The sequence below is a fragment of the Motilimonas eburnea genome, assembly GCF_021295345.1.
GTDB lineage: Bacteria > Pseudomonadota > Gammaproteobacteria > Enterobacterales > CBDFNC01 > Motilimonas > Motilimonas eburnea.
On the sequence record NZ_JAIMJB010000016.1, the window covers coordinates 18410 to 37245 of the forward strand.

Genomic DNA, 18836 nt, shown 5'->3' on the forward strand with positions numbered 1-18836 from the left:
CTATGACCCATTCGCCACAAAGAGCGAGTCGAGCACGATGGCATCATCATTCGCCGCCGCGATAAACTCCAACCGCACCAATTGCACATCGGTGAGCTTAAGATCTAACACGCCATCTTGATTACCTGACATACAAGGCCCTTGCTGGTTATCTAACCAAACACATAAGCTGGCCGCCTCACTACCTTGTAGCTGGTAACTGACGCTCAATAGCGACACGCCTTGCTCAGTCACCGGCACAGTTAAACTTGCCATTTGCCCAGTGGACAATGGCGTGCTCACTGCGGCATAGCTGCCCTGTAAGTTCGCATTAGGCATCACTTGCAGGTTCGTTAACGTCCCCCCCGCTTGATTGAAGCCTTGACTGTCACCCGCTTCAAAATCAAACCATTGCCCCAGCGGCGCGCTGGCTGAATCATTTGGCACCGTTTGAACCAACCACTCTTGATAATGACTAAAGCCGTCCTGATCCGTATCCGCTTGGTTGTCGGCTTGGTGCAACAAGGTGCCATAAGCGACCTCCCAGCCATCAGGTAATTTATCGCCATCGGTGTCTTTAAGCAGTGGCGAGCTCAAATACACAAACTCTTGTGCATTCGTTAAGCCATCGCCGTCAGGATCATCCAATGGGGCTGGCGTGAGGTTGGTAAAGTATTCAAGCTCCCAACCATCGACTAACTCATCGCTATCGCTATCAGGTACCGCGGGTAACGTGACCTTGTCGACCCACAGTTGACTGACACGCTGATTTGGATGGCTAAAGTGCCAAACAATATGGTTTTCACCCGCTTGGGTTGCGAAGGTCAAGAGCTCGCCTTGTGCCTTACCACACCAAGCGTTTAGCACTTCCATGCCGTTGACGGTGACCACTAAGCGATCGCTTTCATCATCACAGCCAGTGCCGTATTCAAAACTCGCGATGTCATCGGCCGCGGCGATGAAGCGCACCGAAGCGGTACTTGAGCCAGCCTCACGGGCTGGCGCTAATACAAGCTGCTGGGCAACAAACGGTCGAGATTGCACGCTAACTTTCGCTTCACCGGCTTGGTGCCAATAGAAAGGTGTGAGTGTACCCGCTTGGAAATCGACAATAGTCGCATCAGGATAAGAGCTATCAGAGCGCCAATCGGTCAACATCACAAACTCCAGCTTGTTACTGAAACCATCACCATCAAGATCCAGCAAGGTGTCATCTAATTTCGGATTTAAGCCGTTGGCAACCTCAAATAGATCTGTCCAGCCATCGCCATCCGTGTCTTTATCTTGCGGGTAACTTGGACTGGTTAACACATAAGACGCAAAATGGGTGAAGCCATCATTATCATGATCGCGATTCGCATCCGCCATCATCGGATTCGCGCCATTAGCGATTTCCCAATTATCATCCATGCCATCGTTGTCACTGTCTGACTTAGCTGGGTTGGTTAGCCATTGCAGCTCTTGCAAGTTAGTTAACCCATCACCGTCGGTGTCTTGATCTGCAGTTTGGTCTAAGTGACCAAAGTAGCGGATCTCAGCGCTGTCTAATAAGCCGTCGGCGTCGCTGTCTGCTGTGGTTGGAAGAACCAGCTCGTCGAGCGCAATCGTGCCTTTCGAATTACTCCAAGTATCGTGGAAGTTGGCTATCAACTTAATATTGGCCGCCCCTTCAGCTAGGTAGAAATACACCGGCGTCAGATCATTAGCGTAACAGGATGTACTGGTCACATCTTGGTCATTAACCATCACTTTCACATAAAAGTGTCGGTCAACACAGTAAAGATTAAATCTGACGTAACCACCCAATGAATGGATCCAAGTTTCAGCAAACGCATTATCAGAATTACTGTTTCGGGTAGCGACAAGGCTCAGGCCATCAAACGCCTCATTGAATGACGCATGACTCCAACCACTGAGGTTCCATTCCAGCTGGCTGTCCGATTCAAAGTCTTCTCGCATCACATTAGCTAATGGCGTCACATTTGCATCGCGATTGGCAAAGAAATGCGCCATATAGGTTAACTCCGAGCCCGTAATATAGGTATCGGCATCCTTCACTTGGTAATCACTGCCATGCTGCATTTCCCAGACATCAGGCAAATCATCGCTGTCCAAGTCACGATCCATCGGGTACTGACATGTCATATCAGTGGCACACGCCTCAAAGCTGTTTACCCCATCGATTTGTTCAGACTGTGAGTTCATCGTTGGATCAAGCCCTACTTTGATTTCCCAATCATCGGTTAAGCCGTCACCGTCAGTATCGGCCTTAGCGTAATGAGTACGATTTTGGCTTTCCTGTAAGTTAGTCAAACCGTCATTATCAAGGTCGTCCTCAGCCAACAGAGACAAGTCCCCCCTCATGGCGTATTCCCAGCTATCACTTAAACCATCGTTATCACTGTCAATTTCACCTGTGGTCACTATGTTATCTAGGTACAGATTGGCATCGCTAGGCGCGCTCCAGTTTAGTTCAATGCGGTTTTTACCTGCCTCTACAGGGATCATGACCGATTGCGCCGATAGCCCTTCAAGCTCGTCGAATGTCATCACGCGTACCGTCTTATTGTTAAGCTCCACCCTTAAAGTGAAACTGGCCTCGACTGATGCTGATTCAACTAAATAATCAAAGCTAACAAAGCCTGCTTGTTCAAAGTGCCAGTATGTTCTTAGCCAGCCAGATCCCGGTTGAGAAACTTTTAAGTGGTATTGACCACCAATCGCACTCTCAGGCACAACCTGAAACTTGTCCAAACTAGTATGGGTGACTTCCCGACCTATATACAACGCACCGAAATCGCCTTGCTCAAAATCAATCACATTGACTTGGGGCACATCATTCGGGTTTTGTCTGTCGGTTTTTGCCAAATATTCTTTGGCATCACTAAAGGCATCACCGTCGGTGTCTTCAAGGTTAGCGTTTTGATAGTCATAACCCCAATCCCGCTCTATGGCATCAGGAATACCATCGCTATCGGTATCAAGGTGCAAAGCTAGCTCACAAGTGAGATCCGCCACACACGTAGCAAGCGCACTTTGGCCACTGCTATCAAGGAGGCGATCAGCATCGGCCTCCAGCGGTTGTAAGCCAGCCTCAATCTCCCATCCATCAAGTAGGCCATCACGGTCACTGTCGATTTCCGTCGGGTCGGTTGCATGCTGCCATTCCATTCGATCCGTTAAACCGTCAGCATCTGTATCCACGCTTAAGTCATGATCTAATGTTTGGAAGTATTGCTGCTCCCAGCTATCTGCCACGCCATCATTATCCTCATCAATAAATGAAGGGAGTAACAGATTATCTAGCCAAACTTGCGCCGAGTTACCAGAGCCATATAAAGGAGTCATGCCTACTTCAAGTTCATGCCAACCAGTGTCCACGGAGCGACTGTAGCTTCGATAGCCAGATCCTGAGTAATAAGCACAGCGATAAGAACTGCCAGATCCATCTACTTTTACGGTTACATAACCGTCGTTATAGCGTGAGCTGGTGTATTTACAGCGCATTTTTATCGGCACTTCTACCCGGCCTTTATCAGCATAGAATCTCACCTTAGCCGTCGGCCTAGCGTCAGCATTAGGTAAGTAAATACGATTACTGTATTGCCCTGATTGCGGGTTTTCAGCCACGCGATGGGATACCGCATTATGCGTCAGTTGCCAATTCAGCGGCTGAGTTTGCTCAAAGGAAATACGATCGTTTACCACCTCAGGCGTTGAGCTTGGATCCAGCGGGTCACTGCCTGCCTCATATTCTGCACGATTCTGGTAGCCATCATTGTCGGCATCTTGGTACGCATCTGATACCAATGGATCAAGCCCATAATCGAGCTCCCAAACCGAAGGTATACCGTCGCTATCCGCATCTCCGGTTAACGCACATTGAGCATCGTTGTAGCAATCAAAGATGTCAGCATAACCATTGCCATCAAGGTCTAAATCGGCATCACGGCTTTGCAGATCACGTTGATGCTGATATTCCCATTGATCCCTTAAGCCATCACCATCGCTATCAATCATAAATGGGTTAGAGCCTAATTGCGCTTCAAGATAATCAGATAGCCCATCTTCATCTTGGTCATTCAGCTCAGAAATTTCTGACTCAAGATCGTTGAAGTAACGGTATTCCCAACCATCGAGAATGCCGTCATGGTCATGATCGGGGATGGCCGGAATGAATAAGTCATCAATCACGGCCCTAAACTGATAGTAGTCATAGCTAAAGAGTGATATTTCTAGCCTCACCTTCCCTTCAGGTAGTGAAATAACAGGTTCACGCGCATATTGGCCTAAACTATTTCGCGAGTTATTACACATAAACTCCGTTCGAACTCCATTAACGAGCATACGAACTTGAGCCATGTTATCGCAAAATTCACTATTAACGATCTCACCCGATTTTTTCCCTTGGAACCCGAGCTTAAATCTTAGGTCACCACCATTACTATAAAATTCGGTATAGAAAGTGCGTGGTTGGAATGAACTCAAGGCAAGTCCACCCTGTCCTAACTCGGTTTCCATGATAGGCGCAGAGGATGAATCACCGTAATGGTACCAATAGAAGGTATCGAGTTCCCCTTGCTCAAATCTCAGCAAGGTACCAGCAAGCTCAGGAATCGACGTCGCATCTTGGGTATCACTGCCAAGCGCCAATTCGGCTTTATCACTAAAGCCATCATTGTCTTTATCCGTTAACCGCTCGAGCGCTAACCTTGGCTCTAGCCCCTCTGCGACCTCCAAGCCATCATTGACCCCATCGCTATCCGTATCTGGATTAAGTGGGTTTGTCAGCGCTTGGTACTCGGCCAAGTTACTTAGGCCGTCATTATCGCTGTCGGTATAACCGTTCACCGCACCCGCAAGATGATCAAAGAAGGCATATTCCCAGCTATCGCTAACACCGTCTCCGTCTTCATCTGCACTGGCAGGAAGTGAAATATTATCAACAGCCACGCTTGGTCCACCAAGCTGTTGCAGCTCGGTCATAGGTAAACCATGGTATGAATAACGGAACTTCCAGGTTAGCTTATGACGCCCTGGCGATATCGGGAAGGTCACTTGCTCATTAAAGTTGCCTCGTTGCCAAACCCCATTTTCTACGGGTTGATCATCAATCAAGAACTCAATGTAGAGGTAGTAGTTATTCACTGACTCTGCCCTTAGGTCAAAGCCCACATAACCGCCCTTACTGTCGATATATAGACTTGTTTGCTGCTCAGACTCATAGCCCGACATAAAGCCTGGTTTTAACGCAAAAGAGCCGTCAACGGTATTTTCACTGGCAATGGTCGCCAACCCTTGGCCTTCACTGATAAAGCTAAAGCCTTGAGACGTCCCATCGTTAAAGTCGATCAGAGTTTGTTGCGGTACGCTGGCCGTATCCAGTGGGGACGTGTTGGCGTAGATTTCAATGATATCTAGGTATCCGTCACCATCACTGTCTAAGCCAGCATTACTTAAGCTTGCATCGAGACCAAAGATGATCTCTTGAATATCACTGATCTTGTCACCATCGGTGTCTAACGCTGAGTCGATGTAACATTGCTCTGCAATACAAGCTTGGTAATAAGTTTGACCATCTTGATCCGGATCCATTAAGCCATCGGCTAACATCGCGTTAGCGCCATTGTTAATTTCCCAAAGATCAGGCATGCCATCGCCATCGGTATCAGCACTTAATGGGTTGGTGCCTAGCTCATGCTCCTGTTCGTTGTTGAGGCCATCATTATCCGAATCTTCATTGGCGGCGACGATGCCCAAAGCATCAAAGTAGCGATACTCCCAGCCGTCGATAAAACCATTTCCATCGGAATCTGGGGTCGCAGCAATAAACAGATCATCAATACGCTCAATATAATCATAAGATGAAGAGCCACGCGATACCGCCCAGCGTAACTTATTGCGCCCTTGCGCTAACGTAAAGACCTCAAATTGTTCATTGCTATTACAGCCAGTTCGCTTGTTAACACCGTTAATCGTGAACGTAAAGTTACCCGAGTCACAACTTGCATGGCGATTAAAGGCCACTACCGCATTGTCAGTGGTGACATTGACTTCGGTTTCAAACCACACCACTTGCGCAATGTGTCTTAGTTGCTCCGATTCCAGCGCATGGACACCCGATACACTGTCATTCGTTTGCTGGCGACTAAAGCGCATTGGCTGCGACGTAAACCAAGCAAAATGAGCCAAACCTTGTTGCTCAAAGTCTTGCATGATCCCAACAGGCACACTGTCTTTATCATTAGCAAAGCTACCCGCTAACACTTCAAAGCGGTTGCGATAGCCATCACCATCATAATCATCAATGGCATCACGGGTTGCCGGCTTGGTACCGTACTGCACTTCAGCCACATCTGTCATGCCGTCATTATCCATATCGCGTTGCGTTGGATAGCCCGGTGTCACTAAGATATATTCAGCTAAGTTCTGTAGCCCATCGCCATCAATATCCCCATTGCGATCGTCATAATTTACTCTCAAACCTTGGTTCGCTTCCCACACGTCGGTCATGTAGTCGCCATCAAAGTCTCGTGTCGTGCTATAGCTTGGTGTGGCTAGAATATAGACTTTAAGCGGATCGCTGATGCCATTACAGCCCCCATTAGGGGTATAGCTATCAAGCGGATCACAATCTCGCGCGATTTCCCATAAGTCAGGCAATATATCGCCATCTGAGTCACGTTGTGGATCGTAGTCTGGGGTCGCCAATACATAGGCAACAAAGTTATCCATTGTCGCCCCAGGTATACGATCAGAGTTGTCGTATCTGAGGGGATCACTGCCGTAATTCGCTTCAAAGACATCCGGAATTAAATCGCCGTCTGAGTCCAACGTCGGGTCGTAATCCTGACGCGATAAGATGTACTCACTGAAGTTGGTTTTCCCATCCAGATCGATGTCAGATCGACTGTCATGAACAAGTGGATCAAGACCGGCTTGAACTTCATACACATCAGGCATGCCATCATTATCGCTATCACGCTCCTGCGGATAATCAGGGGTAAACAAGATGTATTCAGCAAAGTTATTGATGGCATCATCATCAATGTCCCCTGCCGCATCGTTTTCAAGTGGGTTCAACCCAACCGCAACCTCATAGACATCCGGCATACCGTCACCATCTGTATCTTTATCAACAGGGTAATCGGGTACCGACAAGACGTATTCTGAAAAGTTGTTTAGGCCGTTATCATCAAGGTCTAACAAAGCATCGTTAACCAGTGGATTCAAGCCCTGCGCCATTTCATAAAGATCTGGCATGCCATCTTCATCGAAATCGCGATCAGCTGGATAATTCGTTGCCTGCGCTAAGTATTCACTGAAGTTATTGACACCATCTTGGTCGACATCGCCATCAGCATCAGGAATTAATGGATCGGTGCCATGCTGCAATTCAAATCCATCCGTCATGCCATCAAGATCCGTGTCATCACTGTTTGGATCTAAGCCATGCTGCGCTTCGATAACATCTGACAACCCATCCATATCTAAGTCAGCTTGATCAGAGACCACTGCATTCAGGGTATTGAAATAAGTCAGCTCCCAACTATCGATGAGGCCATCGCCATCGGTATCCAACTGAGTTGGTAAACGCAACTGATCGATCCAAGCCGTGTCTGAGCCAGAGTTAACACTGCCATCTTTCACGTACTCAAAGCGTAATTGGGTGTCCCCTTCCGCTAAGGTCCAAGCGATTTGACGGAAGCTTAACGAGCCACTCCAACTGCCCATCAGCTCATCGTTGATATAGACATTGAAGTAGTCAAAGTTGGCTTCTGAGCTCAACGCAAAGGCCATGGTCATGGTGCCGCCTAAGCTGTAGAAACGCGTGCTCACGACAGATTTCTGATTATGAGTGATGGTGCCTGCACGCATAGATGAGCTTGCAAGCAAGCCTTGTTGCTCATCGGCATGCCAAGGTTGCTCACCGCCTTGCTGCCAAATCAATGGCGTAAACTGGCCAGCGTTGAAATCAAGGTACAGTCCGGTTGGCACACTTGCAGCGTCAGCCACATCTGTATTGAAGGTATATTCTTCAAACGTTGTTGCCCCATCACCATCACGATCGAGCACGGCATCTGCTGGGTCGCGTGGATCGTAACCCTGCTGCGCTTCCCAGATATCAGCAATGCCGTCACCATCGCTGTCGCGCGTAGGATCATAATCCGTTTGCGCCAGTACGTACTCGGCATAGTTGCTGATGCCGTCGCCGTCACTGTCTGCTGACACATCATTACTTAATGGATCGCTGCCATGAGCGGCTTCCCACACGTCCACCATGCCATCACCATCAACATCTTTGGTTACGTCATAGTTTGGCGTTTGATGGATGAAATCGACAAAATCATCTATGCCGTTTTGGTCTACATCATCACGGCGTGAGTTAGACAAAGGATCATTGCCGCGCAAGGCCTCCCATAAATCGGTCATGCCATCGCCATCGGTGTCTCTGTCAGCATCATAATCTGGCAATTGCAGAATATAATCAGCAAAGTTAGTGCGGCCATTACCGTCAAAGTCTAACTTGGCATCATTGACCAACGGATTTGAGCCATGCTGCGCTTCCCATACATCAGGAAGACGGTCGTTATCACTATCTAACTCGGGATCATAATTTGGCGTCGCCAGAATATAAGCCGAGAAATTAATTTGGCCATCACCATCAAGATCCGCCTTCGCATCGTTAATAAGCGGATCGCTGCCGTAGCTCACTTCCCAACCGTCTAGCATTTTATCTTGGTCTGTATCGCTATTATTTGGATCAGTGAGTGCCAAGCCTTCTTCGTAGTCTCCTAAACCATCGCTATCGAGATCACTGAGGTTATCAATATTGGCATTAAGGCCAGCGAAATATTTCATTTCCCAAGCATCAATCAAGCCATCTTGATCCGAATCAGGCTGACCCGAGACAAACAAGTTATCAATACTGATTCGACTTGCGCTCCAGCTATGTTTAACGGCTTCAATTCGAAGCTCACTAAACTTAGCTTCAGTCCTTGCTGTCAACAGTTGATAGCTGTAGCTACAAGGTTTAGAGGCTAGTAACTCATCATCTTGGTAGATGTTAAGGGTGAAATAGTTTCTGTTATGACACGAGAAACGTAAACTTAACAAGCCTGACTCTAGCTGTAGCTGGGTTTTAAAGGAAATGGTGAAGTAACCTGAACGGTATTCAGATAAGTAGGCACCTTCTCCCTGATAGGCATAACCTTTTACCTTATTCCAAGCAGTATGACTGGATTTTGCCCATAAGAAGCTTGGTGCAACACCCGGCTCAAACGTTTCAGTGATGCCGATTGGGTAAGATTGATCATCAAACGGATGCGTTGACGCAATGGATTCTTCTAGGTTAGTAAAGCCATCGTTGTCATTGTCGTTGCCACTATCAGCCTGTAATGGGTTGGTGCCATTTTGGACTTCCCAAACGTCGCTGATTCCGTCGTTATCCGCGTCTTTATCTAACGGGTAGCCCGCTTGAGAAAGGACATACTCATTAAAGTTAGTGACACCGTCACCATCGGCATCCGATTGTGCATCGCTCACCGTTGGATCTGAGCCATTAAGCACTTCCCAAGCATCTGGAATACGGTCACCGTCGGTGTCGCGATCCATCGGATAGCCACAGTTTTGATTGATACATTCGACGAGGTTGATAACACCATTGCCGTCGTGATCTTGTCTATCATCCACAACAACAGGATTGCTACCAAATGCCACTTCCCACGCATCCGGCATGGCATCAAGGTCGGTATCGACGGCAAATGGGTTGGTACCCGCTTGCGCTTCTTCACGATCGGTTAAGCCATCACTATCGCTGTCTAAGAAACGAGGAATGGTGGCATCAAGGCGATCGTAGTAGGTAAATTCCCAACCATCGCGCAGACCATCTTGATCTGAGTCCGGCTGCCCCGGAATCACGATTTTATCAAGATGAATCATATAGTTACTATTAGACCAATAGCGGTAGTTGTAATGAACTCGGACGGTTATCAGCTGACGACCAGGCTCAAGATCCAGCGCCACTAAGGCATTGTTGCGACACTGCACCTGAGTTTTACTCTCACCATCAACCAGCACTTCTGCTGCGAGGGCATCGGCTTGATTACAATTGAACCTAAAGCTAAATAGGCCACCAACACTGACGATTGGCAAAGAGATATCTCGGCTGCGTTGATTTGAATTGACATTAGCCGACTGCAACGCAAAGCTGCCTTCTGTCACTCGATTTGAAGTCACTTGCCATGGCGTAGCCGTTGAGTTTTGCCAATACCAGCGATCTAGCTTGCCACTCTCAAAGCCCAGCTTGTTGCCGCTTGGCTGACTGGTTGCGGCATCAGGGTTGGTCTGAGCGATAAACTCTTCTAAGGCAAAGTAGCTATCAGCATCATTGTCGGTTAAGCCATCACTTTGTAGTTTGGCATCAAGGTTGTTTTGGATTTCCCAACCATCAGCCATGCCATCACCATCGGTATCGGACGATAGCGGGTTGAGCCACAACTGAGCTTCTTGCAGATCACTTAAGCCATCTTCGTCTAAATCTCTGGCTTCGCTGATCTCTGTCTCGAGCTGATTAAAATGCTGCCACTCCCAACCATCGGCAATGCCATCATTATCGCTATCAGCCGTACCCGAGATAAATAGATTATCCAGAATATAGGTGTAAGGGCTGCCGTCATATCTGTGCTCTACAAACCAGCGAAGCTGATTTTCGCCCGGCTCTAACTTGAAGACCTTCTTATTCCAGCCCGTACAATATTCTCTGTATTGCTGCTGTTCATTAATGTAGAACGTCACCCAGCCATATGAACAGATCGCTCTTTGGTTAAAGCTGAGTAGACCCCCATTGCTTTGCAGGCGCAGTGTCATGCTATTGCGATGCTCGTATTGGCTAACCGCCATCGACTGGTAAGCACCTGAGTTATCCATACCTTTATCAGCAACCAAGGTCCACGGTTTGGCGTAATCATGACTAAAGAAGTAGCCTGAGGTATCTTGATTATCAAAGGTCAACATATCTCCCGCAGGGATAGACACAGGATTATGTAAGTCTGAACCCGCTATGTATTCCTCTAAGGCAACAAAACCATCACCATCACTGTCTTGCCATGCATCTGAGCTGTTTAACGGATCGAGAGACTGAGCCACTTCCCATACATCTGGAATTCGGTCGCCATCAGTGTCTTTGTCCGCCGGATAGTCTGGTGTCCCTTGAATATATTCGATCAAGTTAACCACACCGTTACCGTCGCTATCCACATTTGCGTCCGACGTGAGTGGATCTGCACCGTGTTGAACTTCCCACGCATCCGGCATGCCATCATTATCATAATCCGCATCCGCCGGATAATTAGCCACTTCGGTGATGTATTCCACCTTGTTGGCAATCCCATCACCATCGGCATCAGCACGCTCGTCCGCGGTTAATGGGTCGCTGCCATGAGAGACCTCCCATACATCCGGTAGACCGTCATTATCCGAGTCTTTGGTTGGATCATAGTCAGACGCCGTGGCGATATAGTTGATAAGGTTACTTAAACCATCACCATCACTGTCCACTGCCAAGTCAGCCAAAATAGGATTACTGCCATGTTGGAATTCCCATGCATCAGGTAACCCGTCTAAGTCAGTATCAGAGTGTCTTGGCGATGAGCCTAACTGGCCCTCTTGGTAATCCGATAAACCGTCCTGATCAAGATCCTTATCAGCCGAAATGTCCGCGCCCAAGGCTTTAAAGTACGCGAGCTCCCACGAATCACGTAGACCATCTTGATCTGAGTCGGCCTGAGTTGAGATAAACACATCATCTAATACAAGGTACTTAGTGCTGTAACTATTGGTTACTTCCAGAGCCCATTTAAGCTCGTGGCGACCTTTAGGAAGCAAGACCGTATGGCGCTTAGTGCCATTACAGTCATGATTAATCTTACTCTCGCCATTAACATACAACCTAATCCTTGCGCTGTAGTTGTAATAACAAGTCGATTTCGTTGTAAAGGCCACATAGCCGCCATCACTGTTAACGAAGGTTTTAATTTCGCGGCTACCCGATGTAATGGTTTCAGAGCGCAGCGAAGACGTGCCATTGATAACATCCTGTTGCTGAACTAACCAAGGCTGGCTGTAGTTTTGTAACCAGAACAGCGGCAACATATCACCTTGTTCAAAGTCAACTCGCTCACCTTGTGGCATGTCCGTCGCCAAACTTGGATCCGTTTGCGCAATAAACTCTTCATATGCACCGAAACCATCACCGTCATGATCAGCAAATTTGTCACTGGCTAAATCAGGGTTGTTTTGATTTTGCGCTTCCCAAACGTCAGTGAGGCCGTCGTTGTCTGTATCACGATCAACAGGGTACTCAGGTGTGGCAAGGATGTAATCAACAAAGTCACTGATATTATTGCTGTTTGCATCTAAGCTGCGATCGGCTTTATCGGTCGGATCCATCAAATTGGCGACTTCATAGACGTCAGGGATCAGGTCACCATCGGTATCCGCTTCGTTTGGATTGGTACCCGCTTGGGCCTCAGCAAAATCCGACAACCCATCTTGGTCACTGTCCTGAGTTGTCAATATTTGCCCCTCAAGATCGGTGAAGTACTGGTACTCCCAACCGTCATTGATGCCATCTTCGTCGCTATCGGCCACCGCAGGGATCGAGATATCGTCAAGATAGAAGTTACCAATGCCATTCTCATCACGGAAGTATCGCCATTGCACCGTGGTTTTCCCTGCAGGCAAGGCTATCTTGTATTCGCGGAAGGTGTTTTGACTGTCATACCTAGGGTTATAACGCCACTTTTCCTGACCATTAATGTATAAAACAAAGTCATCCCAATAGTTGTAGCTAGACTGATGGGCATACTTAAAGCTCAATACCCCGCCCGAACTATTAAAGGTGGTTTGCAATGTCGCATCACCACTGTAACCATTGGTTTGGGCGCGCAACGCAAACTGACTGCTACTGGCCGCCAGTTCCGAGCTAATACGCCATAGATCTTGGCTGTAACCCCAACGCTGCCAATGGAACGGTGCCAACTTACCTTCTTCAAAGTGAACTAGAGTACGCTGTGGTTGCTGCGTCGCATCTTGTGGCGAGGTTGAGCCATAAAACTCCTCAAGGTTGCTAAAGCCATCACCATCAGGATCTTCATTAGCATCATTTTGTAGAGGATTAAGGCCGGCATTGACCTCCCAAACATCGGGCATGCCGTCGTTATCGGTATCTTTTAACTGATCATAATTTGGCTGGCTCAGCACATATTCGGCAAAGTTGTTTATGCCATTGCCATCACTGTCTTCTGTCGCATCAGCCACCAGCGGATCCGATCCCAAGGCAAGCTCTACACCATCTGGGATCAGGTCATTATCGCTGTCATTATCATTCCAAGTGGTGCCTAGTGCTAACTCTTGAGCATTACTGATGCCGTCTTGGTCATTATCCTCATCACCGTCGTTAATGCCGTTACCGTCAGAGTCAGGTTCACGATGAGAAAATTGTCCTTGCGCGAATTCGAAGCCATTCGGTAAACCATCTTGGTCAAAGTCTGCGTCTGGATTAAACACACGTAAACGCGTGCTATTGGCCACCCTTAATGCTTTACCTTCAAGCTCGCCTGTTAACCGCACTGCGACAGCATGGTTATCATTAAAGTTGGCTTGGCTTGCATAATCAGGTAGTTGGATCCAACGCGCATTAGAGCTGCTACAAGAGCCCCAAGCGTTACATGAGCGCAGAGTAATGGCTTGCGCCGTGTCATCCAGCCACACTTGGGCATTGTCGATATTAAGCTTAGCCGGCTCTTTAATGAGCGGTAGCTGCACTCTATCAGCAGACAATACGTCGATATCCTTGGTCGCATTGATCAACAAGTGTGAAGTACACACTGGCTGCAATTCGGCTTCCACTTTATCTTTACGCGCCGAGCCTACCAAAGGTGAGTTCGCTGTTGCATATTGATAGCAATGATTAATCCCTAAGCGACCTTCTGGTACAAACTTAATCACATTGCCTTGCAAGCTTGCCGTACCTTGTAGACGGCGTCCCTTATCGGTAATAACAATGAGCTCACCCGAGCCTGCTAGTTCAACCGCCTCGTCATACTCAAACAATAGCGTCTCCACCAGCGAGTTAACTCCGGCTTCACTCCAGGTTCGCTTGATCACAGGCCCCTGCTGGGCAAAGGCAATGCGCAATTGCGCCGTGGCATCAATCGCAGCAATATCACTATGTAGACCCGCCACGCTCACGGTGACCGTTTCTAACGCGGCATTCGCTAGGCTGGTTTGCGCAATACCTTGATTAAAGTTCAGCGCAATTTGGCTTTCACCGTTGCTGAAACGCGCTAGCCCAGTCACCGTTAAGGTGGCGCCATTGATTTGGGTAAAGCGATTAACTAAGTTACCAAACCTATCCAGTAGTTGGGCGGACATCAAATATGGCTGCTTGTTACCCGCATTATTTATCATTTCTGGGGTTGCCATTTCACCCGCTTGGTTAAACAGGGCTAATTTAGCCGGCATATCGGCAACGACTTTCACCAATAGATGCGAAACAGGCTGAGCCTGAGCACCGATAGCGGCAATGTAGCGCATTTGCACATTACCATTGGCGGCCAAGTTGAGTTTATAGTTGCCCACTTGCTGCGGCGTTTTCACCTTAAGCAGGGCTTCGCCTTGCTCTAAGGTCACCCTTGCCCGTTCAACACGTTGGCCGTCTAACTCAAACTGAACCAGTGTCACGTTCGCCGAATCAACAAAGCGCACCTGCTCAGACACAGGCGTGACGCTAAATTCACTACTGCTGTCATGGCTAACTTTGTTACCGAGTGAGTCATAACCTGTCACTCTAATATTGAATTCACTGCCAGCGGTCGTATCGGCAATGGGTTGGATCTCCAAGTAAGCGAGTGCCCCTGTCACGATGCGGATCTCGTGCACCGCGCGTAATACTTCAGGGAACTCAACTAACTCGGCGCGAACTTCATAGCTATCCATAGGTAATGAGCTATTAAGTTGTACCGAGCTGGTACCATCACTGCTTGTCACACTTTGCTGCAGTGGCCAAGTGTTGCCCGATTTAATATGACGCATCGACCACTGGATCTGCTGCGCGGGCACTGGCACACCTTGGTAATCTGTTACCTGAACCGTAAATCTAGGTTGTAAGTCGACGCCCACATCCGTTGGGTTATCTGTGCCAACAGCAGAGTTAAACGCTATCTTCGACGGCTGAGTAGCCACAGGGATAACATGAACCTGACTCAGTGCCGTTTGGCCTAAGGTATCTGTCACTTGCAAACGTAATTTGATCTGGTTGTTTGCTAACTCAGTAAAGCCAAGCTGGCGCTTAACCACTAACTCATTGGTGCTGCTATCAAGTACACGATCAACCAGCACCAGCTCATTATTACCACTGAGCTGAACTAAACGTACGCCGAGATCACCCGCAGTGTCATCAATATTGGCAAAACCAGATAATGTCACCTGCCATGGACGACCATAGAAAGCTAAGCTTGGTTTTTGCCATTGAATATCCAGTGCTTTTGGCGCGGAATCTTGGAGCACTGTGACCGATTTAGTTTGCTGTGTTGTTTTACCAGCAATATCTGTCACCGTTAACGTAACCTCTTCACTCACACTGCCCGAGACGCGCTGAGCACGTGCATCTGGCATGCTAAGCTTCAGATTACTGATCGTTTGCTGACCCGATAATGGATGGCTAAGTTGCTGACCATTCCAGTTAATCGCGATGGCAGCGATGCCGAGATCGTCGGACACACCTAAGGTTAACGGCAATTGCGTTTGTTCAAGGATCTGACTTGGCAAGTTAAATTGGTTAACAATGGGGTTAGCATCGGCTTTGACATTAACATCGTAAGTCGCCGTTTGCACGTTACCAGCGCGATCTTTCACCACAACTTGATATTGCTGAAGACCTGCATCAGCCACCTGATCTTGATAGCTCAAGGTATTTTTATCAAAAGTAATGGCCAGTACTTGACCCCCTTGCTGCAATTGAATCTCAGCTACACCACTGGCGGCATCACTGGCCGTCACTTTAATGGTGTATGGGAAGTCTTTAACAGGTAGCTTCTCGCTGCCCGCCACTTGCGTAGCCACTGCAATACTTGGCTTAACGAAGTCAGAGTGACGCAAGAATTGCCCAGTAGCCGATTCAACATAACGGCCTAAACTATCTACCGCTCTCACCTTAACGAAATAAGGCTCTGGACGCGGATCTAGGTAGTGCTGATAAATAAACTCAGGCCCAAAGTGATGCCCTAGTTTACGCCATGGGCCGTCTAGCTGATCGGCAATCAGGTATTCAACCATGGTGATGGCGGTTTGGTTATCGCTAATACGCGCTTCTAATACCACCGGCATTGGCGCATAACTGTGCTCACTATGATGTAAGGTCAGATTAAAGTCAGCATCGCCTGAACCCACCGCTTGCACTTGGATCTGTCTTGGTGCACTTGAGTAGATACTACCATCAAGGCCTTGTGCCTTAGCGCTAATATTTAACTGCGCCCCATTAGCATATTGTCCTGACAGTTCATTAATCAGGCTCAATTCGGCTTGAGCAGTTCGCGCAACCAGCTGATCATTAATGTAGTAATTAACCGCGCTCAGTTCAGCACCATCGACCAGTGCATAATCCAATGCTTGGTCAAATGCTTGAACCAAGGAGACAACAGGCGACGCAATGGCAGCATCGGCCTTGTTGAAGTGGCTAGGCAATTGATAAACCGCAATACCTTGTTTTTGATAGCCAAGCACTAAACGGTTTTGCTCCGCGGCCATGGCGGTCACCTTAGCAGCCAAAGGTAAGGTGGTGGATGCTAACTGCTGTTTCGCTAGCTCATAAGCGTATAATTGGGGTGTTAACTGCTCCGTTGCCAACCACAATATGCCACGCTCTAACGCCATCGCTGATACATTCGCTAGGTCAATCGTGGCCGTTTCGCCTGTGGTTAAATCAAGCTGTGTCACTTCATTGGCACTTGCAATAAATACCACTTGTTGATTATGTGCTATGTGCTTAATTGCGTTAGCCGATCCCGCTAGCACCAGATCTGGTTGGATCCGCTGGGCAAGATCCACCTTCCAAATACTGTTGTCATCGGCCAGTACTAAGGCAATATCACCAGCAAGTGCGACTTGCTTAATGGTAGCCGTTGTCACATCAATATGTTGCTTCTTATTTAGCGAAGTGAGAGCTGAAACGATCAAACTGCCCTGAGCCGCCGCGACCACATAGCGTTCACTGGCGTTAAGATCCGTTACATATACATTGGTCAACCAAGTACTGATACCTTGGTTGTAAAGGTTTAATAGGCGTACCTGACGTTGCTCATTGTGAGCCGCGAAAACGAGCTGACCACTTGCCGCGACATATTGAGCAGCACGTGCATACGGCTTATCAAATGGCGTCGTTAACTGCCATTGATGATCACGCTCAGCGTATTGGGCAACACCATAGTTGTCTTGAGCCGCAAATACTTGGCCACCTGAAAGGGTGAGATCACTTAGTGCTCCCTTGTGCAGGTCTGCACTGTCAAATAGTCCTTGGATTTCGCTGTTGGATTGCCAGTTTACGCCTTGCTTATCAGAGCCGACTAACCAAAGAGCGCCGTCAACCCACACGTTTTGTACACTGGCTGGTGAGATAGCGAGGTGTTGCTCGGCGCGCAAGGCCAACTCTGCAGCAGCTAAGTCAAATAACCACAGCGCATTTTGACCCAGTGCCAGTAAATGTCCCTCGCGTTTAGCAAAAGCAACGGCATGAATATTATCAACCTGCTGTTGCTTGGTTAAACGATGATCCCAAACCGTGATGGCCTCACCATGCGCAAGATAGATCTTCCCTGCATCAGTGATAAAGTCCCTTGCATTAGCATCAACCATGCGCACTACGGTGCCGTGTTTGTTCACTAAGTACAGCTTGGCTTCTGTTAGCACCAACACGTGATTGTTAAAGGCGGCAATTTTTATTACCGGCGTCGCCAATTCAAGACGTTTAATCTTAGTCAACTGACCCGCTAAACTTGAATAAAGCTCTAACCCACCTTGTTGTACCAAGGCTAAGTGATCGGCAAAGCTAGCAAGGTGGCTAACATTATCTAAGCTGAGATAGCGACCAAATTGGACTAACTCGTTTTCGTCTTGGGTATCGAAGAGATACAGCGCTTCTTGCTCCACTGCCACCAATAAGAATTGCTTAAAGTAGCCTAAGGTAGCAATGTCATTGGTAAATTCTTTCTTCAATCCGCTTTGATCGAACAACTGGTGCCCTTTACTAAACCAAAACCCAGCCACATCTGGCAATACCGCACTGGCATCTTGGGCCGTTTGGCCAAGGCTAATTTCAGGCCCAGCAATGACCTGTAATGGGTAAGCTTGACTGCGTTCAATCTCTGAGCTGTCGGTAAAGCGAACAACGACTTCATAATCGCCTTGAATATCAGGTAATTGTGCTTGCAATTGACCTTGGCCAGCAAACAACAGTTGGTTGCCTTGCCATAATTCAATCACACCCTGCTTATTTGAAGTGGTGAGATTCAACATGGAGCCAGCGTACATATAATCGCTCAAGCCAATCAGAGCTGGCATGACTTGTTCAAGGGCCGGCACCACTTTTAGCGCCACTTCCGTTTCTACATACTGGTAAGCAGGGCCAAAGTATGCACGCACTTGCAGTTTATAATTGCTTAATGATGCAACCGCAGGCGCTGGCCAACGCAACTCAGCACTCGTGGCGCCCACTCTCGTTTGATACAACACATTGCCATTGAAGTCGGCTAATCTAAGTTGAGCAAACTTAAAGTCGGCCGCAGAAGCCGTTATCTGAT

General features: G+C 48.0%; 1 protein-coding gene (cut by a window edge). It reads right to left on the reverse strand.

Annotation, left to right across the window (positions count from 1 at the left end; translation table 11 throughout):
• Nucleotides 1-18836, reverse strand: partial view of an Ig-like domain-containing protein gene (locus tag K6Y21_RS15305; RefSeq protein ID WP_233072749.1) — the end only. The gene runs 26251 nt beyond the window's last position; the window shows 18836 of its 45087 coding nt (coding positions 26252-45087); the start codon falls outside the window, past its right edge; it ends in the stop codon at nucleotides 1-3.